Raw genomic sequence first — 22,167 nt, 5'->3', positions numbered from 1 at the left:
TGCCTACGGGCAGTCTGACGATCGGTCAGTTGCCGGTCTTGGAGCCCTTCTCGCCACGGGTACGGGCGAGTGAGCGGTGCGCAGCCGCGACGACCGCGGGTGCGGTGATGCCGAACTGCTCGAACAGCGTGGCGTAGGGGGCGGAGGCGCCGTAGTGCTCGATGCCCACGACCTCGCCGCCGTCGCCGACGTAGCGCCACCAGCCCTGGGCGATGCCGGCCTCGACGGCGACGCGGGCGTTCACCCGCGGCGGGAGGACGGTGTCGCGGTAGGACTGGTCCTGCGCGTGAAACCACTCGACGCACGGCATCGACACGACGCGGGTGGGGACGCCCTCGGCCTCGAGCGCCGTGCGCGCCTCGACGGCGAGCTGCAGCTCGCTCCCGGTGGCGATCAGGATCAGGTCGGGCAGGCCGGAGCCGGCCTCGGCCAGGACGTACCCGCCGCGGGCGACGCCCTCGGCGGAGGTGCCCTCGAGGGTCGGCAGGTTCTGGCGGGTCAGCGCCAGCGCGGCCGGGCCGTTCGGGTTCTCAAGGATCGTCCGCCACGCGGCGACGGTCTCGTTCGCGTCGCCGGGGCGGACGACGTCGAGGCCGGGGATCGCGCGCAGCGCCCACAGATGCTCGATCGGCTGGTGCGTCGGGCCGTCCTCGCCGAGGCCGATCGAGTCGTGCGTCCAGACGTGCACGACCGGCTGCTTCATCAGCGCGCCGAGGCGGACCGCGCCGCGCATGTAGTCGGAGAACACGAGGAAGGTGCCGCCGTAGGGGCGGAACGTCCCGTCGAGCGCGATGCCGTTCATCGCCGCGCCCATCGCGAACTCGCGGACCCCGAAGTGGATGTTCCGCCCGGCCGGGTCGGCGTTCTTCACGGTGGACCCGACGGGCAGGAAGCTGGGCTCGCCCTCGATCCAGGTGTTGTTCGACTCGGCGAGGTCGGCCGAGCCGCCCCAGAGCTCGGGGACCACGGCGGCGATCGCGTTCAGCGTCTCGCCGGAGGCCTTGCGGGTCGCGACGGCCTTGCCGACTCCGAACTCGGGCAGCTTCGCCGCCCAGCCCTCGGGGAGTCGGCGGGCGCGCATGCGGTCGAGCTCGGCGGCGCGCTCGGGGTGGGCCTCACGCCAGGCCTGGTAGCGGGTGTCCCACTCGGCGTGCAGGGCGCGGCCGCGGTCCACGACGCCGCGGGCGTGGGCGAGGACCTCGTCGTCGACCTGGAAGGACTGCGCCGGGTCGAAGCCCAGCACCTCCTTGGTCGCGGCGACCTCGTCCTTGCCGAGCGCGGAGCCGTGGGACTTGCCGGTGTTCTGCGCGTTCGGCGCGGGCCAGGCGATGATCGAGCGCATCGCGATGATGCTCGGGGCGTCGAGGTGGTCCCGGGCGGCGGTCAACGCGGCGTGGAGAGCCTCGACGTCGTTCGCGTCCTCGACCCGCTGCGTGTGCCAGCCGTAGGCGGCGTACCGCGCGAGCACGTCCTCGGTGAACGCGACGGAGGTGTCGCCCTCGATCGAGATCTGGTTGTCGTCGTAGAGGACGACGAGGTTGCCGAGCTTCTGGGTGCCCGCGAGGCTCGACGACTCGGACGCGACGCCCTCCTCCATGTCGCCGTCGGAGGCGAACACGTAGACGGTGTGGTCGAAGACACTCTCGCCGGGCGGGGCCTCGGGGTCGAACAGGCAGCGCGTGCGGCGGCCCGCCATCGCCATGCCGACCGCGGTCGCGACGCCCTGGCCGAGCGGGCCCGTCGTCGTCTCGACGCCGGCGGTGTGGCCGTGCTCCGGGTGACCCGGGGTCAGCGAACCCCACTGGCGCAGGTGGCGCAGGTCGTCGAGCGTGAGCCCGTAGCCCGAGAGGTAGAGCTGCACGTACTGCGTCAGGCTCGAGTGCCCGCAGGAGAGGACGAAGCGGTCACGCCCCAGCCAGTTCGGGTCGGTCGGGTCGTGGCGCAGCAGCCGCTGATAGGTGAGGTACGCCGCGGGGGCGAGGCTCATCGCGGTGCCGGGGTGGCCGTTGCCGGCCGCCTCCACCGCGTCCATCGCGAGGATGCGGGCGGTGTCCACCGCGCGCGCGTCCAGGTCCGACCACGCCGGGTCGAGACTGCTCTTCGACGGGCTCACTACGACGGTCTCCTCTCGGGAAGTTTCCGACCTGACCCCGCTTCCCGGGGACCCTCACGTCATTCGACACGTGTGTTGACGCCGGTGTTGACTGGCCGGGAACCGACCCTATCCGAGCCCCTTCGCGCGGTGTGACGCAGCAATCGGCACCCGAGCGCCGGAGGGGCCGAGGCGCGGGGTTACAGTGAGTGCCGCTCGTCGCCGCCCGTTCGGAGCCGGCATGGGCGTGACCACCTTTGCGACCGCCCCCGAGGTACGAGTGACCACTGTCGATCTCACCCCCGCTCCCGGGGTTCAGGTCACTGTCGGCCGGCGCGGTTTCGGCGACACGGTCCGGGCCTACGTCGCCCTGACGAAGCCGCGCATCATCGAACTGCTGCTCGTGACGACGGCGCCGGTCATGTTCCTCGCCGAGCGGGGAGTGCCCGACCTCTGGCTCGTGCTCGCCACCCTCGTCGGCGGGACGATGGCCGCCGCCAGCGCGAACGTCCTCAACTGCTACCTCGACCGCGACATCGACCTGCAGATGCGCCGCACCCGGCGTCGTCCGCTCCCGATGCACGGGGTCTCGGCGCGGGAGACGCTCGTCTTCGGCGTCGTGCTGGGGATCGCGGCGACGCTGCTGCTCGGCCTCGCCGTCAACTGGCTCTCCGCCGCGCTCGCGCTCGCCGCGAACCTGTTCTACGTCTTCGGCTACACGATGTTCCTCAAGCGGCGTACGTCGCAGAACATCGTCTGGGGCGGTGCCGCCGGCTGCTTCCCGCCGCTGATCGGCTGGACCGCCGTCACCAACTCCCTCGACTGGGCGCCGGTCATCCTCTTCCTGGTGGTGTTCTTCTGGACGCCGCCGCACTTCTGGGCGCTCGCCATGCGCTACAAGGAGGACTACGCCGCCGCCGGGGTCCCGATGCTGCCCGTCGTCGCCACCGAGCGCCGGGTCATCACCGAGATCACGATCTACACCTGGGCCACCGTGCTCTGCTCCCTGGCCCTGTGGCCGGTCGCGAACACCGGTTGGCTCTACCCCGCCGCCGCCGCGATCTTCGGCGCCGTGATCCTCGCCGAGTCCCACCTCCTCCTCGCCCGCGTCCGCCGCGGCGTCACCGGCGTCCACCTCTCCCCGATGCGCCTGTTCCACCTCTCGAACAGCTACCTCGCCCTGCTGTTCCTCGTCATCGCCGTCGACGCGGTCCTCTTCTAACCCGTCGCCCCCGGCCCCCGGGCCACGCCTGGGTGCGCGTCTTCTCCTGCCTGGCGCGCCCATCCCACGCCCTCGATAGGCGCGCCGCGCCGAAGAAGTTGAGCCCGGTGCTCGTCCTCTCCTGCCTGGCGCGCCTATCCCAGGCCCCTGATAGGCGCGCCCCGCCGGAGAAGATGAGGCGAGGGTCTCGCCGGGGAGGGCCGTCCGGGGCGCGGGAGGCCCTGAGGCCCGACCTACGATGACGTGGTGAATCCGCTGCAGGCCGCGCGCGCGTCCGAGCGCTTCCGGCCCGGGACCGTGGGCCTGCGGCGCCTGGCGCTGGCGTCGATCGTCGCGAACGTCGGGATCGTCGTGACGGGCGGCGCGGTGCGCCTGACCGGCTCCGGCCTCGGCTGCCCGACCTGGCCGCGGTGCCACGAGGACTCGTTCGTGCCGACCGGAGAACTCGGCCTGCACGAGCAGATCGAGTTCGGCAACCGACTGCTGACGTATGTGCTCGGCGCGGTGGCCCTGGCGACGCTCATCGGCGTCTGGCGCTCCCGGCCGGCGCGGACCGACCTGCGGCGCCTCGCGGTCGTGCTGTTCGTCGGCATCCCGGCACAGGCGGTGATCGGCGGCATCTCGGTGCTGACCGACCTGAACCCGTGGGTCGTCATGGGCCACCTGCTGGTGTCGATGGTCCTCATCGGTCTCGCGACCGTGCTCTACCGCCGCATCGGCGAGGGCGACGAACCGCCGGTCCGGGTGGTCTCACCACGGGCGCAACAGCTGGCGCTCGGGCTGCTCGCGCTCACCGCGGTCGTGCTCTATCTCGGCACGATCGTGACCGGAAGCGGCCCGCACGCCGGCGACGTCGACGCCCCGCGGACCGGCCTGGACACCCACCTGTTCTCGATGATCCACGCGGACACGGTTCTCGCGCTCGTGCTGGGCACCGTGCTGCTCAACGTCCTGCTCGTCCGCACCGGCGCACCCCGCGAGGTGGTCGTCGCCGCGCGGGTCATGCTCGCCGTCCAACTGGCGCAGGGCGTCCTCGGGTACGTGCAGTACTTCACCGACCTGCCCGAGGTGCTCGTCGGGCTGCACATGTTCGGCGCCGGTTGCCTCGTGATCGCGACGGTCCGGCTCGTGCTGGCGATGCGCGTCCGCGGCACGGCGCCCCTCCCGACCCCCGAGCCCGAAGGCCGGACGGCGGTCGTCCCGGCCTGACCGCGCGGCGCCGTCGACGTCAGTTATCCACAGATCCAGAACCTTCGGTCGCGTAACCACGTCGCGCCGTTGTTGCCTCCTCCCCTCACCGACATCAGAGGGGGTTCGCAATGGGACAGCGCCGTCAACGACGCGAGGCCGACGTTCTCGTGGGCGTGATCAGCTGGCAGGGGTCGGACGCCGCGGCCGCCGAGGCCGATGCCGAGCGCCCGGACGCGGACGTCGTCCTCCTCGAGCCGTACCGGCTGACCCGGCGCCGCCGCACCGCTGCGCCGCCCCGGCGCGCGTGACATGCCCCCGCGGCCGTTCGTCCCGCCGGAGCTGACGGTCGGGCCGTTCCACCAGAACACCGCGTTCGCCGCCGGCCTGACGCGTCACCAACTGGCGTCGAAGTGCTGGGTCCGGCTCTTCCGCAGCGTGTACGTGTATCACCTGGTCGAGCTGACCGACGAGCTGCGCTTCGAGGCGTTGCGGCTGGCTGCACCGGCCGACGCGGTGGCGACGGGTCTCACCGCCGCGTGGCTGTTCGGAGTCTGGACGCCGCCACCCGGCGAGACCGTCCCGCTGCACCTGGCCCTGCCCAATCGCGGCGAGTACCGCGAGGCCGGGGTGCGCACGAGCCGCCTCGTCGTCGACGAGGGCGACATCGGCACCTGGCACGGCATCCCGGTCACGAACCCGGAGCGGACCTGCTTCGGCCTCATGACCCGCTCCTCGCGCATGGAGGCCACGGTCTGGGCGGACGCCTTCCTCTACCGGGGCCTGGTCACCAAGCACGGCCTGAACCGGTACGCCGACGAACGGCCGCACTGGCCCTACGTCCGCAGAGTCCGCGCCGCGCTCGAACTGGCCCGGACCCGCGCCCGCTCGATGATGGAGTCCCGGCTCCGCCTGGTGATCGTGTACCGCGGCGTCGACGAGCCGCCGCTGCTCAACGAGCCGATCTACGGCCCCGACGGTGAGCTCCTCGGCATCCCGGACATGGGTTACCCCGTCCGCGTCCCGTTCGGCCTGGAGTACGACGGGGAGCAGCACCAGGACCCCGACCACCACGCCGCCGACCTCGTCCGCGAGAACCGCCTGCTGGTCGTGGGGAACTTCCCGCTCCTCCGCTACGGGGCCGCGGACGTGTACAAGTACGCCGACCGCACCGCCGCCCAGGTCGCCGCGATGCTCCGCCGGTGCTCCTGAGGCCGCGCGGTCGCATCTTCTTCGGCGCGGCGCGCCTATCGGGACCTCGGGATGGGCGCGCCAGGCCGGAGAGGACGAGCCCGGGGTTCGACTTCTTCGGCGGGGCGCGCCTATCGAGGGCGCGGGATGGGCGCGCCAGGCAGGAGAAGTTGCGTCCGGGGCCGGGGCCGTCCCGGGGCCGGGCCGGGGCGGGGCCGGGGCCGGGGCGGGGCGGGCCGGCGCTAGTCCCAGCGGAACCAGCGGGCGGCGGCGGTGAGGCTGAGGGCGGCCCAGACGGCGAGGACGGCGAGGGGGGCCCCGGGGGTGGGGTCGGCGCCGGTGAAGACGTCCCGGAGGCCGGTCGCGAGGGCGGCGGCGGGGGTGAACTCGAGGACGTCCTCGGCGCCGCCGAACTTGTCGAGGGGGATGACGATGCCCCCGCACAGCAGCAGGACGAGGTAGACCAGGTTCGCCGCGGCGAGGGTGCCCTCGGCGCGCAGGGTGCCGGCCATGAGGAGCCCGAGCCCGCTGAACGCGGCGGCCCCGAGCAGGAGCAACGGCACGACCATGCCGACCGAGCCGACGGGGTCCCAGCCGAGGGCGAAGGCGGTGACGGTGAGCAGCACCAGCTGCAGGGCGATGACGACCAGCACCGAGAGCGTCTTCCCGGTCAGCAACGCCCAGCGGGGGAGCGGCGAGACCGCGAGGCGTTTGAGCACGCCGTAGCGGCGCTCGAAGCCGGTGGCGATGGCCTGCCCGGTGAACGCTGTCGACATCACCGCGAGGGCGAGGATGCCCGGCGCGAGGAAGTCGATGCGCTCGCCGGGGCCGGTGTCGATGACGTCGGCGCTCGCGAACACGATCAGGAGCAGCGTCGGGATGATCACCGTCAGCAGCAGGTTCTCGCCGTTGCGGAGCATCAGGCGGGTCTCGAACGCGGCCTGGGCGCGCACCATCCGGCCGAGGGAAGCGGCGCCGGGGGCGGGGGAGAGGTCGAGGCTCATGCCTGCAGCTCCCGGCCGGTCAGCTCAAGGAACACGTCCTCGAGCGAGCGGCGCTCGACCGACAGGCCGTCGGGCATGACGCCGAGGTCCGCGCACCAGGCGGTGACCGCGGCCAGGGTCGTCGGGTCCATCGGGCCCGAGACCAGGTAGTGCCCGGGCGTCGGCTCGGTGGCCTCCGTGCCCTCGGGCAGGGCGCCGGTCAGCGTCGCGACGGGCAGGCCGGGCGGGGCCGAGAAGGTCAGCGCGTTGCCGGCCCGCGTCAGGTCGGCCGGCGTCCCGGTCGCCAGCAAGCGGCCCTGGTCGACGATGTGGACGCAGTCGGCGAGGGACTCCGCCTCGTCCATCAGGTGCGTGGTGAGCACGACGGTGACGCCGGCATCGCGCAGCCCGGCGATCAGGTCCCAGGTCCGGCGTCGGGCGTGCGGGTCGAGCCCGGCGGTCGGCTCGTCGAGGAACACGAGCTCCGGCCGGCCGACGAGGGCGAGGCCGAGCGCGAGCAGCTGCTTCTCCCCACCGGACATCCGCCGGTAGGTCGTGCGGCGCGCGCCGTCGAGGCCGAGGAGCTCGACCAACTCCTCGGGGTCGAGCGGGTTCGCGTGCAGCGCGGCGACGTGCCGGAGCATCTCGACCGGCTTCGCGCCGGAGTAGATCCCCCCGGCCTGCAGCATCACGCCCAGGCGGGGCATCAGCGCGGCGCGGTCGCGTCGGGGGTCGAGGCCGAGGACCTGCACGGAGCCGGCGTCGGCGGTCCGCAGGCCGGTGCAGATCTCCAGCGTCGTGGTCTTGCCGGCCCCGTTCGGGCCGAGAACGGCGGTGATCGCCCCGCGCTCGACGGTCAGGTCGAGCCCGTCGACCGCGGCCCGCCCGCCGTAGCTCTTGCGCAGGCCGGCGATCGCGATGGCGGGCCCGGACACGGCGGTCAGTGTAGGGAGGGGGTGGAGGTCACCCGTGCGGGTGATCCAGGTTAGGCAAGCCTTGCCTACCCAACCATTCTGTGGTGAAGTTGTCCCTTTTGGTTGGGCCTCCCCGCCGAATTAGGTAACATCGGCGTTGTGAAAACCGTCCGTGACCCCAACTCCGTGACCGAGGCGCCCGCACGCGACCTCGGGCCGGTCGAGGACGTCACCGCCGGGACGCGCGAGAAGGTCGCGCGCGCGATCCTGGAGAACGGACGCTCGACCGCCGCCGACCTGGCCGCTCAGCTCGAACTCACGCCCGCCGCCGTGCGCCGTCACCTCGACGCGCTGCTCGCCGACGGGGTCATCGAGGAGGCCGAGCCGCGCGGGCACGCTCACCGGGGCCGCGGTCGCCCGGCAAAGGTCTTCGTCGTCACCGACGCGGGCCGGCACCACTTCGTCCAGGCCTACGACGACCTCGCCGCGAGCGCGCTGCGTTTCCTGGCCGAGACCGCGGGCGTGCACGCCGTCGAGCAGTTCGCGGCCCGCCGGGTCGCGGAGCTCGAGGAGCGGTACCGCCGGGTCGTCGAGCAGGCGGACCCGGCCGACCGGCCGGCCGTCCTCGCCGAGGCCCTCTCGGCGGACGGCTACGCCGCGAGCATCAGGCCCGCCCCGGGCGGTGCGCTCGGCGAGCAGGTCTGCCAGCACCACTGTCCGGTCGCCCATGTGGCCGAGCAGTTCCCCCAGTTGTGCGAGGCCGAGACCCAGGCATTCGCCCGCCTGCTCGGCACGCATGTGCAACGTCTCGCCACCATCGCCCACGGCGACGGCGTGTGCACCACCTACGTACCAACGGTCGCAACCACCGGAAGGACCACCTCATGACCAGCACCGCCGACGCACTTGAAGGCATCGGCCGATACGACTTCGGCTGGGCCGACCCGGACGTCGCCGGCGCGAGCGCCCGCCGGGGCCTGAGCGAGGACGTCGTCCGCGACATCTCGGCCAAGAAGAGCGAGCCCGAGTGGATGCTCGACCTCCGCCTCAAGGGGCTGAAGCTCTTCGAGAAGAAGCCGATGCCGACGTGGGGGTCCGACCTGTCGGGCATCGACTTCGACAACATCAAGTACTTCGTCCGGTCGACGGAGAAGCAGGCCACGTCCTGGGACGAGCTGCCCGACGACATCAAGAACACCTACGACCGTCTGGGCATCCCCGAGGCCGAGAAGCAGCGCCTCGTCGCCGGCGTCGCCGCGCAGTACGAGTCCGAGGTCGTGTACCACCAGATCCGTGAGGACCTCGAGGAGCAGGGCGTCATCTTCCTCGACACCGACACGGGCCTGCGGGAGCACCCGGAGCTCTTCCAGGAGTACTTCGGCAAGGTCATCCCGGCCGGAGACAACAAGTTCTCCGCGCTGAACACCGCGGTCTGGTCCGGTGGCTCGTTCATCTACGTGCCGAAGGGCGTGCATGTCGACATCCCGCTGCAGGCCTACTTCCGGATCAACACCGAGAACATGGGTCAGTTCGAGCGGACGCTGATCATCGTCGACGAGGACGCCTACGTGCACTACGTCGAGGGCTGCACCGCGCCGATCTACTCGTCGGACTCGCTGCACTCCGCCGTCGTCGAGATCATCGTGAAGAAGGGCGGCCGCTGCCGCTACACGACGATCCAGAACTGGTCGAACAACGTCTACAACCTGGTCACCAAGCGCGCCATGGCCCAGGAGGGCGCGACCATGGAGTGGGTCGACGGCAACATCGGCTCCAAGGTCACGATGAAGTACCCCGGCGTCGTGATGACCGGTGAGCACGCCAAGGGTGAGGTTCTCTCGATCGCGTTCGCGGGCGAGGGCCAGCATCAGGACGCAGGCGCCAAGATGGTCCACGCCGCGCCGCACACGTCGAGCTCGATCGTCTCCAAGTCGGTCGCGCGCGGCGGCGGCCGCACCTCCTACCGCGGGCTGATCAAGGTCCAGGAGGGCGCACACCACAGCAAGTCCACCGTGCGTTGCGACGCGCTGCTCGTCGACACGATCAGCCGGTCCGACACGTACCCGTACGTCGACGTCCGCGAGGACGACGTGGCGCTCGGCCACGAGGCGACGGTCTCCAAGGTGTCCGAGGACCAGCTGTTCTACCTGATGAGCCGCGGCCTGTCCGAGGACGAGGCCATGGCGATGATCGTCCGCGGCTTCGTCGAGCCCATCGCCCGAGAGCTTCCGATGGAGTACGCCCTCGAGCTGAACCGCCTGATCGAGCTCCAGATGGAAGGGGCTGTGGGTTAGTGACCACCCCTGTTCTGCCCGATTCTTTTTCCCACCCGGTACCGACCGGTCGCGAGGAGGAGTGGCGCTTCACCCCGATGCGTCGCCTGCGCGGTCTGCACGACGGGACCGCGAAGGGCGACGGCAAGGTTGTCGTGTCCGTCGACGCCGGTGAGGGCGTGACCGTCGAGACCGTGGGTCGCGACGACCCGCGGGTCGGAAAGGTCGGCGCCCCCACCGACCGGGTCGCGGAGGCGGCGTTCACCGCGATCCAGACGGCCACGGTCGTGACGGTGCCTCAGGAACTGGAGCCGGCTCCGACGGTCATCACCGTCCGCGGTGAGGACGCCGACGGCGCCGCTTTCGGGCACATCGTCATCGACGTCAAGCCGTTCGCGGTCGCGACGGTCGTGCTCGACCACCTGGGTTCGGCCACGTACGCCGGCACCGTCGAGGTGCACGTCGGCGACAGCGCGAACCTGACGCTGGTCAGCGTGCAGGACTGGGCCGACGACGCCGTGCACCTCGCGCACCAGCGGATCTCGCTCGGCCGCGACGCAAAGGTCAAGGCCATCGCGGTCACGTTCGGCGGGAACCTGGTTCGCCTCTACCCACAGGTGCACTACACGGCCCAGGGCGGCGACGCCGAGATGCTCGGCCTGTACTTCGCCGACGCCGGCCAGCACCTCGAGCACCGGCTGCGGATCGACCACACGGTGCCGAACTGCCGCAGCAACGTCGCCTACAAGGGCGCGCTGCAGGGCGACAAGGCGCACACGGTCTGGATCGGCGACGTCATCATCGGCGCCGAGGCGACCGGGACCGACACGTACGAGCTCAACCGCAACCTGCTGCTGACGGACGGAGCCTCTGCGGACTCCGTCCCGAACCTGGAGATCTACACCGGCGAGGTCGCCGGCGCGGGTCACGCCAGCGCCACCGGTCGCTTCGACGACGAGCAGCTGTTCTACCTGCAGTCGCGCGGCATCCGCGAGGACGAGGCCCGCCGCATGGTCGTCCGCGGCTTCTTCGGCGAGATCATCGGCCGGATCGGGGTCCCGATCGTCCAGACCCGGCTGCTGCAGAAGATCGACGCCGAGCTCGCCAAGACCCTTAACTGACAGTCGGGGGCTCCGCCCCCCGACGACCCCCCGAAGACAACCGCAACTGATCGCCCATCAGAGAAGAGCTTCAAAGATATGAGCACCCTGGCTATCAAGGACCTTCACGTCTCGGTCGAGACGCCTGAGGGCGTCAAGGAGATCCTCAAGGGGGTCACCCTGACGATCAACGCGGGCGAGACCCACGCCGTGATGGGCCCCAACGGGTCGGGCAAGTCGACGTTGGCCTACACGATCGCGGGGCACCCGAAGTACCAGGTGACGAGCGGCACCATCACGCTCGACGGCGAGGACGTCCTCGCGATGAGCGTCGACGAGCGCGCCCGCGCCGGGCTCTTCCTCGCGATGCAGTACCCGGTCGAGGTTCCGGGCGTGAGCGTCTCGAACTTCCTCCGCACCGCGAAGACCGCGATCGACGGCGAGGCCCCCAAGCTGCGCACGTGGGTCAAGGACGTCAAGGGCGCCATGGACGCGCTCGCGATGGACCCGTCCTTCGCCGAGCGCAACGTCAACGAGGGCTTCTCCGGTGGTGAGAAGAAGCGCCACGAGACGCTGCAGCTGGAGCTGCTGAACCCGAAGGTCGCGATCCTCGACGAGACCGACTCCGGTCTCGACATCGACGCGCTCAAGGTCGTGTCGGAGGGCGTGAACCGGTTCCGCTCCGGCGGCGACAAGGGTCTGCTGCTGATCACGCACTACACCCGGATCCTGCGCTACATCTCGCCGGACTTCGTCCACGTCTTCGTCGGCGGCCGGTTCGTCGAGGAGGGTGGCCCGGAGCTCGCCGAGCAGCTCGAGGCCGAGGGCTACGAGCGCTTCCTCGCTAAGGCCGGAGCCTGACGGTGGCTCAGCTGGCGGGGCTGCTCGACCTGGAGAAGATCCGGGCCGACTTCCCGATCCTGGAGCGGCGCCTCGCGGACGACCGTCCGCTGGTCTACCTGGACTCGGCGAACACGTCGCAGAAGCCGCAGTCGGTGATCGATGCGATCTCCGAGCACTACGCGCTGCACAACGCCAACGTGGCGCGCGCGGCGCACCAGCTCGGGGAGGAGGCGACGGCCGCGTTCGAGGGCGCCCGCGACAAGGTCGCGGCGTTCGTGAACGCGCCCAGCCGCGACGGCGTCATCTTCACCAAGAACGCCTCCGAGGCGCTCAACCTGGTGGCGAACGTCCTCGCGAACGCGGGCGATCCGTACGGGTTCGGTCCCGGTGACGAGGTCGTCATCACCGAGATGGAGCACCACTCCAACATCGTGCCGTGGCAGCTCGCGTGCGAGCGGACCGGCGCGACGCTGCGGTGGTTCGGCATCACGGACGAGGGCCGGCTCGACCTGTCGAACATCGACGACCTGATCACCGAGCGGACCAAGGTCGTCTCGGTCGTGTGGGTGTCGAACGCGCTCGGCACGGTCAACCCCGTCGAGGAGATCACGCGGCGGGCGCACGAGGTCGGCGCGCTGGTCGTCGTCGACGCCTCCCAGTCCGTGACGCAGATGCCGGTGGACCTCACCGCGCTCGGGGCCGACTTCGTCGCGTTCACCGGGCACAAGCTGTGCGGTCCGACGGGCATCGGCGTGCTGGTCGCGAAGCCGGAACTGCTCAACCAGCTCCCGCCGTTCCTCGGCGGCGGCGAGATGATCGAGATCGTCCGCATGGAGGGCTCGACCTACGCGCCGGCGCCGCACCGCTTCGAGGCCGGAACCCCGCCGATCGTGCAGGCCGTCGGGCTCGGTGTCGCGCTGGACTACCTGTCGGCGATCGGCATGGAGGCGATCCGCGCCCACGAGCACGCGCTCACCGGGTACGCGCTCGACGCACTGAAGCAGGTGGACGGGCTGCGCATCCTCGGCCCGACCGAGAACGTCGACCGTGGCGGGGCCATCAGCTTCGAGCTCGGTGACATTCACCCGCATGACGTCGGGCAGGTGCTCGACTCGCGCGGCGTCGCTGTCCGCGGCGGCCACCACTGCGCCCGTCCGGTCCACGCCCGGTTCGGCGTCACCGCGTCGACCCGCGCCTCGTTCTACCTCTACACGAAGCCCGAGGAAATTGATGCCCTCGTCGAGGGGTTGGACGCCGTGAAGGCCTTCTTCTCGAGGGGAGCGTGAGGCCGTGAGTGATGTGGACGCGCTCTACCAGGAGATCATCCTCGACCACTACCGCAACCCCCGGCACAAGGGGTTGCGGGACCCGTTCGAGGCCGAGGTGCACCACGTCAACCCGACGTGCGGCGACGAGGTGACGCTGCGGGTGCACATGGTCGACGGGAAGGTCGCCGACGTCTCGTACGACAGCCTCGGCTGCTCGATCAGCCAGGCCTCGGCCTCGGTGCTGACCGAGCTGCTCATCGGCAAGACCCTCGACGAGGCCATGGCCGTGCACGAGGAGTTCCTGGCCCTCATGCAGTCCAAGGGTCAGGCCACCCCGGACGAGGACGTCCTCGAGGACGCGGTCGCCTTCGCCGGAGTTTCGAAGTACCCCGCCCGCATCAAGTGCGCGTTGCTTTCCTGGATGGCCTGGAAGGACGCGACGGCGCAAGCCGTCGGAAAGACAAGCACTGAAACGGCACAATCGCTCGCGAACGGAGCTACGACATGACCACCAGCGCACCGACCGAGGACGACCTGACCGAGGCCCTGCGCGACGTCGTCGACCCGGAGCTCGGCATCAACGTCGTCGACCTCGGCCTCGTCTACGGGGTCAGCGTCGACGAGTCGAACATCGCGACCATCGACATGACCCTGACGTCCGCGGCCTGCCCGCTGACCGACGTGATCGAGGACCAGACCCGCGCCGCCCTCGAGGGCCTCGTCGCGGACTTCCGCATCAACTGGGTCTGGATGCCCCCGTGGGGCCCCGACAAGATCACCGACGACGGCCGCGAGCAGCTCCGCGCACTCGGGTTCAACGTCTAGGTCGTGGTGCGATCCGTCGAGGTCGAGGCGGAGCGCATCCCACGGTGGTTCGCCAACTTCGCCGACCGGAACGACGGTCTGACGGAGGTTTCGGCGACGACGGACGGCGTGCGCGCGGTCGGCGGCAACGGGACGGTCGCTGAGTGCGTGCCGCCGTTCCTCCGTCTCTGGGCCCCGGCCGGTGACCCCGTGGCGGCGCTCGCGGCGCACGCGGTCGCCGAGCGGAGGGTGGGTGTGCTGCTCGTCCGGCTCGGCGGGTTCGCGGCCGGCGTCTTCGTCGGCCCGGCGCTGACGGAGTCCAAGGTCGGGTCCCGGCACGTCCAGGGCCGCACCGCGGCCGGTGGCTGGTCCCAGCAGCGCTTCGCCCGGCGCCGGGCCAACCAGGCCGACCAGGCCCTCGACGCCGCCGCCGAGACCGCGGCGCGGATCCTCGTCCCGGTCGCCGGCGACCTCGACGCCCTCGTCCTGGGCGGGGAGCGCAAGGCCGTCGACCGCGTCCTCGCCGACCGGGCCCTCGCGCCGCTGCGGGACGTCCCCGTCGAGCCGCGGTTCCTTCCCGTCCCCGACCCCCGCCTCGACGTCCTCCGCTCCACGCCCGCCCGCTTCCGCGCGGTGACGATCCACCTCACCGACCCCGCCTGAGCCCACCTGGAGATGACATCTCCACGGGAAATCGGCGATCTCGTTGGAGATGTCATCTCCACTGGAATCGGCGATCTCGTTGGAGATGTCATCTCCAGTGCAGGGGCGCTTAGGGTCGAGGTATGCGCGCGCCGGTCGCGGTGGTGGCGGTTCTCCTGGCTGCGGGGGTCCTGGGGAGCGTCGGCGCCTGCAGCGACGAGGGGACGGGAACGCTGCCCGCGCCGGCGGCGACCGCGACGGTGCCAGGCGCGAGTGCGACGCCGGCCGGGACCACGGTGCGGGAGGCGCGGCTCGCGATCGTCGGGGACGTCATGCTCGGGCGGCGGGTCGGGGCCGCGATCCGGGACGACCCCGCGGGGCCGTTGCGGCCGACCGCGACGCGGCTGGCGGGGGCGGACCTCACGATCGGCACGTTCGAGTCGACGCTGTCGCGGCTGGGCCGGCCCACGCAGGGCGAGGACTCGTTCAGCGCGGACCCCGCCGTGCTGGACGGGCTGGAGCTCGCGGGGTTCGACCTGCTGTCGCTGGCGAACAACCACGTCGGGGACTTCGGGGCGCGCTCGCTCGTCGACACGGTGCGCCGGCTGCGCGCGGCGGGGTTCGCCACGGTGGGCGCGGGCGCCGACGCGGCGGACGCCCGCGAGCCCGTGGTGCTGGAGGCGAACGGACTGCGGGTCGGGGTGCTGGCCTTCAACGCGATCGGTGAGACCCCGCGGGTGGGGGAGCGCCGTCCCGGCGCCGTGACCCTGGCGATGCAGCCGCGGCTCGGCGACCTGAGCGAGACGGACCTGCGCGCGATGACCGACGCGATCCGCGACCTCGACGCGAGGACCGACGCCGTCCTCGTACTCCCGCACTGGGGCGAGCAGTACACGCACGTCCCGGTGCGCGACCAGCGGCGGGTGGCCCGCGCGCTGGTGGCCGCCGGGGCGGACCTCGTCGTCGGGAGCCACCCCCACGTGGTGCAGGCGGCCGAACGCATCGGGTCGAGCTTCGTCGCGTACTCGCTCGGCAACTTCGTCTTCGACATGGACTTCTCGGTCCCGACCCAGCAAGGAGTGATCCTCGAGGTCACGCTGCGGGCGCTCGACGGCGACGCCACGGTCGACCGGACCACCTTCGTGCCGTACCGGATCGGGGCAGACTTCGCCCCGCGCGTCCTGGACCGCAGCTCGGACCAGGGGCGGGCGATCCTGCGTCGGATCTGGGGTCCGGGCTCGGTCAGTCCCCGGTGAGCCAGGCCCACATCAGACGCCCGACGCGGTCGAGCTGCGCCCGGGCCACGACGGCCGGCCGGTCCTGCGCGGAGTGGTACCCGGCGTACGGCGTCGATCCGAGGCGGGCGGCGGGGATCCGAGCCTTCTCGAACGACCAGTGGTCGCTGGAGCGGTTGGACCCGCAGTCGCGGACGGGGACACCCGCGGCGCGTGCCGCCGACCGCAGCTCCCGGGCCACCGCGGGAGTGCCGGCCCCGCCGTTGCACACCGGCACCACCGTGCCGACCCCGACGCGGTCGAGCGAGACCATTCCGGTGATCGTTTCGCGCTGAGCCTCCGTCAGGTCCGCGACGTACTCGCGAGATCCGTAGTGGTGCCGGTCGTCGCCGGGTCCGCGGGGCTCCTCGGCGCCGAAGGCGACGAAGACGACCGGCCTGCGCAGTGCGTCCGGTGCCGCGGCGGCCATCCGCGCGAGCTCGAGCAGCACCGCGACGCCGGAGGCATTGTCCTCCGCCCCCGGTGCCTGGGGCACGGTGTCGAGGTGGGCACCGACGACGACGTGCTCGGCGTCGGGCGCGAGGTCCGGGGGAGTGGCGACGACGTTGCGCGTCGTCCCGGCGGGAACGTCGACGCCCCAGGAGTTCCCGGCCGGGACGCGGAACTCGGGCATGGTGACGGTGTACCCCATCGCCCGGAGGCGGTCGGCGACCTGCGCGGCTGCCCGCCGGAACGCCGCGCTCGTCGCCTCCCGCGGCCCGATCCTGCCGGCCAGGTCGCGCACGGTGCGCTCCGCGGACGCGGCGTCGAACTCCGGCGGAGGCACGGGGGACGGTGTCGGCGTCACCTCCGCCCCGCTGACCGGTGGCGGGTTGGGGGCCGGCGACGGGGTGCGTTCGGCGTCGCCCGAGCAGGCGACGAGGAGCGCCGCCGCGGCGAGCGGAGCGAGAGCGCCGGAGGCTCGCATCCGCCCAGACTAGGTCGGTTCGGCCGCCGGGGCCGCGGTGTACGGCCGCACCTCGCCCTTGTCGATGACGAAGACGCGGTCGCAGTCGTGGGCGCGCAGCTGCTGGAACTGCTCGGCGATGACGACCGAGGTTCCGCGGTCGAGGCAGATCTTCTGCAGCGTCGCGTACACGCGGTCGACGATGACCGGCGCCAGGCCCTGGGACGGTTCCTCGACGAGGATCAGCGCCGGGTCGGTCATCAGCGCGCGGCCGATCGCGAGCATCTGCTGCTCGCCGCCGGAGAGCGTGCCGGCGATCTGGGCAGAGCGATCGGCGAGTGTCGGGAAGTAAGAGAACACCTCGGCGCGCCGCTCAGGCAGCCGGCGGGTCGGGACGTGTGAGGCCCCGGCGTCGAGGTTCTCACGCACCGTCAGGGTCGGGAACACGCGGCGGCCCTCGGGGGAGTAGCTGATCCCCGCCCGGGTGCGGCGGGCCACCGGCCACCGCGCGATCGACCGACCGTCGTAGCGGACGTCCCCGCCGAGCACCGCGACGGTTCCCATCACGGTCTGGAGCAGCGTCGACTTCCCGGCTCCGTTGCCGCCGACGAGGATGACGATCTCGCCCGGGTTCACGTCCAGGCCGACGTCGAAGACGACCGGCACCCGGTCGTAGCCGGAGCGCAGGCCGCGCAGGCTCAGGCGGGGCTCGGCGCGCTCAGTCACGGCCCACCCCCGCCTGCTCGCCCGCGACACGCTTGCGCCACGGGATCGCTGCCGCGTCGTGTCCGGCGCCGAGGTAGCGCTCCTGCACGCCGGGGTCGGCCACGACGTGCTCCGGGTCGCCGTGCGCCAAGATCTGACCCTCCGCCAGAACGTAGACGAGGTCGCAGCTCTCGAACACGGCCTTGACGTAGTGCTCCACCAGCAGAACGGTCAGCCCGAGGTCGGCCTGCAGTCGCCGCACCAGGCCGATCAGCGCGCCGGAGGACGCGGGGTCGAGGCCGGAGGTCGGTTCGTCGAGCAGGAGGATCTGCGGGCCGGAGAGCAGGGCGCGGCCGAGTTCGGTCCGCCGCCGGGCGGAGAACTCCACCTCGCCCACCCGCTCGTCCCAGTAGCGCTCGATGTCGAGCAGGCACGCGATCGCCCAGGCCGCCTCCTCGGCCGCCCGGACCTGCCGCCACTGCGCGGGCATCCCGGCGACGAACTGCGGCAGGTTGCCCGAGATCCGCAGCCCCGCACCCGCGAGCAGGTTGTCCGCGACCGAGAGTTCCTTGACGATGCGCGTCGTCTGGAAGGTGCGCGTCATCCCGAGCCCGGCGCGCTCCCACGGTCGCAGGCGCGTCACGTCCTCGCCGAAGATGCGCACGACGCCGGTGTCCGGCCGGGTCAGCCCGGAGACGACGTCGAACAGCGTCGTCTTGCCCGCGCCGTTCGGGCCGATCAGGCCGGTGAACGAACCCGTCGGCACCTCGATGCTCGCGCCGCGCAGCGCCCGGACGCCGCCGAACGCGACGGCGACGTCCTCGGCCGTCAGGGCGATCGGTTCCGGGCGGCGCGGTGGGAACCAGCGGTCGAGGGTCTCCAGCGAGCGTTGCCGGACCTCGTCGCTCGGCCCGATCTCGCGCAGTTCGGTGAGTCCGTCGGCGCGGGCCAGAACCTCGGCTCCCGCGGTGAACGACGACGGACGCCGGGCCCGGCGCTGCGCTGCCGGCCCGAACCGCAACCGCCGATACACGTCCTGCATCCGCCCGCCCAGTCCACGTGAGCCGCACAGCACGCCCGCGAGCAGCGAGATGCCCGCCAGCAGCTGGTAGTTGATGTGCAGCTTCTCGAGCTGGAACGGGATGTACTGGAACGCGACGGCGACCGCGAGCACGCCGACCATCGAGTCGAACCCGCCGAGGATCGCGATCGAGAGCCACAGCAGCGACGTCGTCGCGGTGTAGTTCACCGTTCCCGGCGTGCTGCCGTAGAGCGTCGCAGCCAGGATCCCGGCGAGGCCGCCGAGCGCGCCGCACACCGCGAACGCCAGCGCCCGCGTCCGCAGCGGACGCACCCCGACCGCGACGGCCGCCTGCTGGTCCGCGCCCATCAGCAGGATCGCCCGACCGTGCGGCGAGTGCCGCAGCCGTTGCAGGAACGCGAGCACGAGCGCGACGACGGAGAGTATGAACAGGTAGAACGCGCGGTCGTCGTGGCTGGAGACCTCGTAGCCGAAGATGTGCGGGCTCGGCGTCGTCAGGCCCTGGTCGCCGCCGGTCAGCCGGTACTGCGTGAACACGATGCGCTCGACGAGGATCTGCACGCCGAGCGTGAACACCATGACGTAGACGCCGGAGAGCCGGACGCTGAACAGCGCGACCGCGACCATCAGAACGATCCCGATTGCGACCGAGACGACGATCGCGATCACGAGGGGATGGCCCCACCCGTTCGGTCCCGGGCGGTAGACCCACGAGCCCAGGTACAGCGAGGTCGCGTAGACGCCGGCCGCGGCGAGGTTGATCTCGCGTCCCCAGCCGACCATCACCATCAGGCCGAGCGCGAGGACGCCGATCACGAGGCCCGTCGTCACGGTGAAGACGCGGTAGTCGGGGGCGAAGAAGATCCAGCCGATCGCGACGGCCGCGCCGACGAGGTTCAGCGGCTGCCGCAGCAACGACAGCAGCGGCCGGGCCCGGCGGCTGGGCGCGTCGAGGTCTGTGCGCACGGCCGCGGTCATGTCCGCACCGCCCAGACGCTGCGGGGCGAGGACCGGCTCCGCCAGGCGGCGACGGCGAGTGCGGTGATCACCATCGCGGCGAAGATCATGCCCTCGCGGGTCGCGGGGTTGATCTCCCCGAGCGCTGAGGTGCTCGCGAAGGAGTCGATGGTCGAGAGCACGATCGCGCCGAACAGCGCGAGCCCCGGGCTGCTGAACGCCCCGACGACGGCGACGGTCAGCGCGCGGAAGAAGACGAGCAGGATCGCGGACAGGTCGGTGCCCGCGAGCGGGGCGAGCAGCGCTCCCGCGAGCGCGGACATCGCGCCGGCGGCGGCGTAGGACCCGACGCCGATCCGGTACAGCCGGATCCCCGACCACCGCGCGGCCTCGACGTCGTCACTGATCGCGCGGACGTTGACCCCGGCGCGGGTGTGGTTGAGGTAGAGCGAGACGAGCCCGACGAGGATCAGGCTGATCACGAGGCAGGCGAACCGGTGCGCGGTGACGTTGAAGCCCCAGACGCGGAAGCTGCTCTCGCCGAACGGGCTCGCGCTGATCGCGACGTCGGGTGCGACGGGGAAGTTCTCGGTCGCGATCGCGCCGATGATCAGCATCGCGGCGATCGAGACCGTCGAGAGCGTCAGCGGCGGCAGGAACGCGATGCGTGAGTTCATCATCACCAGGCCGTAGGCGGCGCCGACCCCGGCGCCGATGCCCAGAAGCACGACCAGGGCGACCGCGCCGGGCATCGTGTACTCGACGGTGAAGTGGTAGTACCCGTACGCGCCGACGACGGCGATGCCGTAGTGGACGAACCCGATCGTGCGGCTGATGCGGTAGGTGAGCACCAGCGCGATAGCGAGGACGCTGAAGATTCCGGCGTTGGCCAGGCCGATCACGAGCGCCGGACCGAACAGGTCCGGGTTCGGATCGATTCCGAGCATGCGTACGCCTTCCCTACGCGGCCATCCCCGGGACTGGATTGGGCGCGGGCAGCGTCAGCCTAGAAAATCGGCGCCGCCTAGAATCCGTCAAGGCATGATCACCGCGACCGGACTTGAGCTGCGGGTGGGGGCGCGGCTCCTGCTCGGCGCTGCGACGTTCCGTGTGGGCCCCGGCGACCGCGTCGGCCTGGTGGGCCGCAACGGCGCCGGCAAGACGACGCTGACGAAGGTGCTCGCGGGGGAGGGCCAGCCCGCCGCCGGTGCGGTGACCCGCTCCGGCGACATCGGCTACCTGCCCCAGGACCCGCGCACCGGCGACCTCGACGTGCTCGCCCGCAACCGGATCCTGTCCGCGCGCGGTCTCGACGAGATCGTCATGAGGATGCGCGAGACCGAGGGCCAGATGGCCAGCGCGGACCCGGAGACGCACGAGAAGGCGATGCGCCGGTACTCCCGCCTGGAGGCCGAGTTCGTCGCGAAGGGCGGCTACGCGGCCGAGTCCGAGGCCGCCTCGTTCGCCGCCAGTCTCGGGCTGCCCGAGCGCGTCCTCGGTCAGCCGCTGCACACGCTCTCGGGCGGTCAGCGCCGCCGCGTCGAACTGGCACGGATCCTGTTCTCCGGCGCGGAGACGCTGCTGCTCGACGAGCCGACGAATCACCTCGACGTCGACTCGGTCGTCTGGCTGCGGGACTACCTCAAGTCGTTCCCGGGCGGGCTGATCGTGATCAGCCACGACGTCGCGCTGGTCGAGCAGTGCGTCAACAAGGTCTTCCACCTCGACGCGAACCGCTGCGCGCTCGACGTCTACAACGTCGGGTGGAAGGCGTACCTGCAGCAGCGGGAGACCGACGAGCGGCGGCGGCACCGCGAGCGCGCGAACGCCGAGAAGAAGGCGGCCGAGCTCACCGCGCAGGCGAACAAGATGCGCGCCAAGGCGACCAAGGCGGTCGCGGCGCAGAACATGCTGCGGCGGGCCGAGTCACTCGTCGCCAACCTGGAGGGCCCGCGCCAGGCCGACAAGGTCGCCAAGATCCGCTTCCCGGAGCCCGCGCCCTGCGGCAAGACCCCGCTGATGGCGACCGGGCTGTCGAAGTCCTACGGCAGCCTGGAGGTCTTCACCGACGTCGACCTCGCCGTGGACCGCGGCGCGCGGGTCGTCATCCTCGGCCTCAACGGCGCCGGCAAGACGACGCTGCTCCGCATGATGGCCGGCGTCGAGCAACCCGACACGGGTGAGATCGTGCCCGGGCACGGGCTGAAGATCGGGTACTACGCCCAGGAGCACGAGACGCTCGACCCGGAGCGAACGGTGCTGGAGAACATCCAGTCCGCGTCGCCCGACATGTCCGAGACCGACCTGCGCAAGCTGCTCGGCTCGTTCCTGTTCAGCGGCGACGACGTCGAGAAGCCCGCGGGCGTCCTCTCGGGCGGGGAGAAGACGCGGCTCGCGCTGGCGGCGCTGGTGGTCTCCAGCGCGAACGTCCTGCTGCTCGACGAGCCGACGAACAACCTGGACCCCGCCAGCCGCGAGGAGATTCTCGCCGCCCTGCGGCGCTACGCCGGGGCGATCGTCCTGGTCTCCCACGACGAGGGTGCGGTGCAGGCCCTGAACCCGGAGAAGCTCATCCTCCTGCCGGACGGCATCGAGGACCTCTGGGGCGACGAGTATGCGGATCTTGTGGCGCTTGCGTGATCGCTTTTCCGGATTTTCCGGGGTTCTGCCCGATTCGTTCCGATCGGTCATGACATCTGCCAGATCGTCATGTAGCAGGCGTCATCACTTTCGCCGAACGCCCTCAACGACACCCACTTTCC

Annotated in this window: 21 protein-coding genes; 14 read left to right on the top strand and 7 right to left on the bottom strand. The window is 71.5% G+C overall.

Annotation, left to right across the window (positions count from 1 at the left end):
• Positions 1-25 precede the first annotated feature (25 nt).
• Positions 26-2,113: a transketolase gene (tkt, locus tag SPOPO_RS0122625; protein WP_019877403.1), complete on the bottom strand. Its 2,088-nt coding sequence runs from the start codon at positions 2,111-2,113 to the stop codon at positions 26-28.
• 220 nt (positions 2,114-2,333) lie between these two features.
• Here tkt and SPOPO_RS0122620 point away from each other — a divergent pair, with 220 nt between their 5' ends.
• The 4 genes from SPOPO_RS0122620 to SPOPO_RS0122605 all read left to right on the top strand — a co-directional run bounded on the left by SPOPO_RS0122620 (position 2,334) and on the right by SPOPO_RS0122605 (position 5,714).
• The gene (locus SPOPO_RS0122620) at positions 2,334-3,314 is read left to right on the top strand and encodes a heme o synthase (protein WP_084671454.1); all 981 of its coding nucleotides are present in this window, start codon (positions 2,334-2,336) and stop codon (positions 3,312-3,314) included.
• Positions 3,315-3,560: 246 nt separating this feature from the next.
• The gene (locus tag SPOPO_RS0122615; protein WP_019877401.1) at positions 3,561-4,523 is read left to right on the top strand and encodes a COX15/CtaA family protein; all 963 of its coding nucleotides are present in this window, start codon (positions 3,561-3,563) and stop codon (positions 4,521-4,523) included.
• Between the two features lie 110 nt (positions 4,524-4,633).
• Complete coding sequence (locus tag SPOPO_RS34550; protein ID WP_156870151.1) at positions 4,634-4,813, top strand: hypothetical protein; 180 nt, start codon at positions 4,634-4,636, stop codon at positions 4,811-4,813.
• Between the two features lies 1 nt (position 4,814).
• Complete coding sequence (locus SPOPO_RS0122605) at positions 4,815-5,714, top strand: type IV toxin-antitoxin system AbiEi family antitoxin (protein ID WP_019877398.1); 900 nt, start codon at positions 4,815-4,817, stop codon at positions 5,712-5,714.
• Positions 5,715-5,935: 221 nt separating this feature from the next.
• Here the strand turns inward: SPOPO_RS0122605 and SPOPO_RS0122600 are convergent, their stop codons facing one another.
• Together SPOPO_RS0122600 and SPOPO_RS0122595 are read right to left on the bottom strand one after the other, a co-directional pair.
• Positions 5,936-6,697, bottom strand: a complete 762-nt coding sequence (locus tag SPOPO_RS0122600) for an ABC transporter permease (protein WP_019877397.1) — start codon at positions 6,695-6,697, stop codon at positions 5,936-5,938.
• Entirely contained in the window at positions 6,694-7,611 is a 918-nt protein-coding gene (locus SPOPO_RS0122595) for an ABC transporter ATP-binding protein (protein ID WP_019877396.1), read from the bottom strand. The genes SPOPO_RS0122600 and SPOPO_RS0122595 overlap by 4 nt, the downstream gene beginning before the upstream one ends.
• Before the next feature lie 138 nt (positions 7,612-7,749).
• On the opposite strand from SPOPO_RS0122595, the gene SPOPO_RS0122590 reads away from it, so the two are divergent.
• The 9 genes from SPOPO_RS0122590 to SPOPO_RS0122550 all read left to right on the top strand — a co-directional run bounded on the left by SPOPO_RS0122590 (position 7,750) and on the right by SPOPO_RS0122550 (position 15,776).
• The gene (locus SPOPO_RS0122590) at positions 7,750-8,478 is read left to right on the top strand and encodes a helix-turn-helix transcriptional regulator (RefSeq protein WP_019877395.1); all 729 of its coding nucleotides are present in this window, start codon (positions 7,750-7,752) and stop codon (positions 8,476-8,478) included.
• Complete coding sequence (gene sufB / locus SPOPO_RS0122585; protein ID WP_019877394.1) at positions 8,475-9,884, top strand: Fe-S cluster assembly protein SufB; 1,410 nt, start codon at positions 8,475-8,477, stop codon at positions 9,882-9,884. Before SPOPO_RS0122590 ends, sufB begins: the two co-directional genes overlap by 4 nt.
• Complete coding sequence (gene sufD / locus SPOPO_RS31180) at positions 9,884-10,984, top strand: Fe-S cluster assembly protein SufD (protein WP_245541741.1); 1,101 nt, start codon at positions 9,884-9,886, stop codon at positions 10,982-10,984. Before sufB ends, sufD begins: the two co-directional genes overlap by 1 nt.
• A 78-nt stretch (positions 10,985-11,062) precedes the next feature.
• Positions 11,063-11,824 carry a Fe-S cluster assembly ATPase SufC gene (gene sufC, locus SPOPO_RS0122575; protein WP_019877392.1) on the top strand — a complete coding sequence of 254 codons (762 nt, stop codon included), beginning with the start codon at positions 11,063-11,065 and terminating at the stop codon, positions 11,822-11,824.
• Positions 11,825-11,826: 2 nt separating this feature from the next.
• Positions 11,827-13,092 (top strand): cysteine desulfurase, encoded by a 1,266-nt coding sequence (locus tag SPOPO_RS0122570; RefSeq protein WP_019877391.1) that lies wholly within the window; start codon positions 11,827-11,829, stop codon positions 13,090-13,092.
• A gap of 13 nt (positions 13,093-13,105) precedes the next feature.
• Entirely contained in the window at positions 13,106-13,582 is a 477-nt protein-coding gene (sufU, locus tag SPOPO_RS0122565) for a Fe-S cluster assembly sulfur transfer protein SufU (RefSeq protein ID WP_019877390.1), read from the top strand.
• Positions 13,579-13,899 carry a metal-sulfur cluster assembly factor gene (locus tag SPOPO_RS0122560; protein ID WP_019877388.1) on the top strand — a complete coding sequence of 107 codons (321 nt, stop codon included), beginning with the start codon at positions 13,579-13,581 and terminating at the stop codon, positions 13,897-13,899. The genes sufU and SPOPO_RS0122560 overlap by 4 nt, the downstream gene beginning before the upstream one ends.
• A 3-nt stretch (positions 13,900-13,902) precedes the next feature.
• Complete coding sequence (locus SPOPO_RS0122555) at positions 13,903-14,541, top strand: acVLRF1 family peptidyl-tRNA hydrolase (RefSeq protein WP_019877387.1); 639 nt, start codon at positions 13,903-13,905, stop codon at positions 14,539-14,541.
• 122 nt (positions 14,542-14,663) lie between these two features.
• Positions 14,664-15,776: a CapA family protein gene (locus SPOPO_RS0122550; RefSeq protein ID WP_019877386.1), complete on the top strand. Its 1,113-nt coding sequence runs from the start codon at positions 14,664-14,666 to the stop codon at positions 15,774-15,776.
• Here the strand turns inward: SPOPO_RS0122550 and SPOPO_RS0122545 are convergent.
• Genes SPOPO_RS0122545 through SPOPO_RS0122530 form a run of 4 tightly spaced genes read right to left on the bottom strand, consistent with a single transcriptional unit; the run spans position 15,763 to position 20,352 of the window.
• Positions 15,763-16,722, bottom strand: coding sequence for a M28 family metallopeptidase (locus SPOPO_RS0122545; protein WP_019877384.1), 960 nt, complete (start codon positions 16,720-16,722; stop codon positions 15,763-15,765). The genes SPOPO_RS0122550 and SPOPO_RS0122545 overlap by 14 nt on opposite strands.
• A 9-nt stretch (positions 16,723-16,731) precedes the next feature.
• Positions 16,732-17,427 carry an ABC transporter ATP-binding protein gene (locus tag SPOPO_RS31175; RefSeq protein WP_019877383.1) on the bottom strand — a complete coding sequence of 232 codons (696 nt, stop codon included), beginning with the start codon at positions 17,425-17,427 and terminating at the stop codon, positions 16,732-16,734.
• A complete protein-coding gene (locus tag SPOPO_RS0122535) occupies positions 17,420-19,426 on the bottom strand; it encodes a branched-chain amino acid ABC transporter ATP-binding protein/permease (protein WP_019877381.1) in 2,007 nt (668 codons plus the stop codon). Before SPOPO_RS0122535 ends, SPOPO_RS31175 begins: the two co-directional genes overlap by 8 nt.
• A complete protein-coding gene (locus SPOPO_RS0122530; protein WP_019877377.1) occupies positions 19,423-20,352 on the bottom strand; it encodes a branched-chain amino acid ABC transporter permease in 930 nt (309 codons plus the stop codon). Before SPOPO_RS0122530 ends, SPOPO_RS0122535 begins: the two co-directional genes overlap by 4 nt.
• 94 nt (positions 20,353-20,446) lie before the next feature.
• Between SPOPO_RS0122530 and SPOPO_RS0122525 the strand changes: the two genes are divergently transcribed.
• Positions 20,447-22,045 (top strand): ABC-F family ATP-binding cassette domain-containing protein, encoded by a 1,599-nt coding sequence (locus SPOPO_RS0122525; RefSeq protein WP_019877376.1) that lies wholly within the window; start codon positions 20,447-20,449, stop codon positions 22,043-22,045.
• Positions 22,046-22,167: the final 122 nt, after the last annotated feature.

Origin of the sequence: Sporichthya polymorpha DSM 43042, assembly GCF_000384115.1 — a bacterium.
Lineage (GTDB): Bacteria > Actinomycetota > Actinomycetes > Sporichthyales > Sporichthyaceae > Sporichthya > Sporichthya polymorpha.
This window is presented reverse-complemented; position numbering and strand designations above follow the sequence as displayed.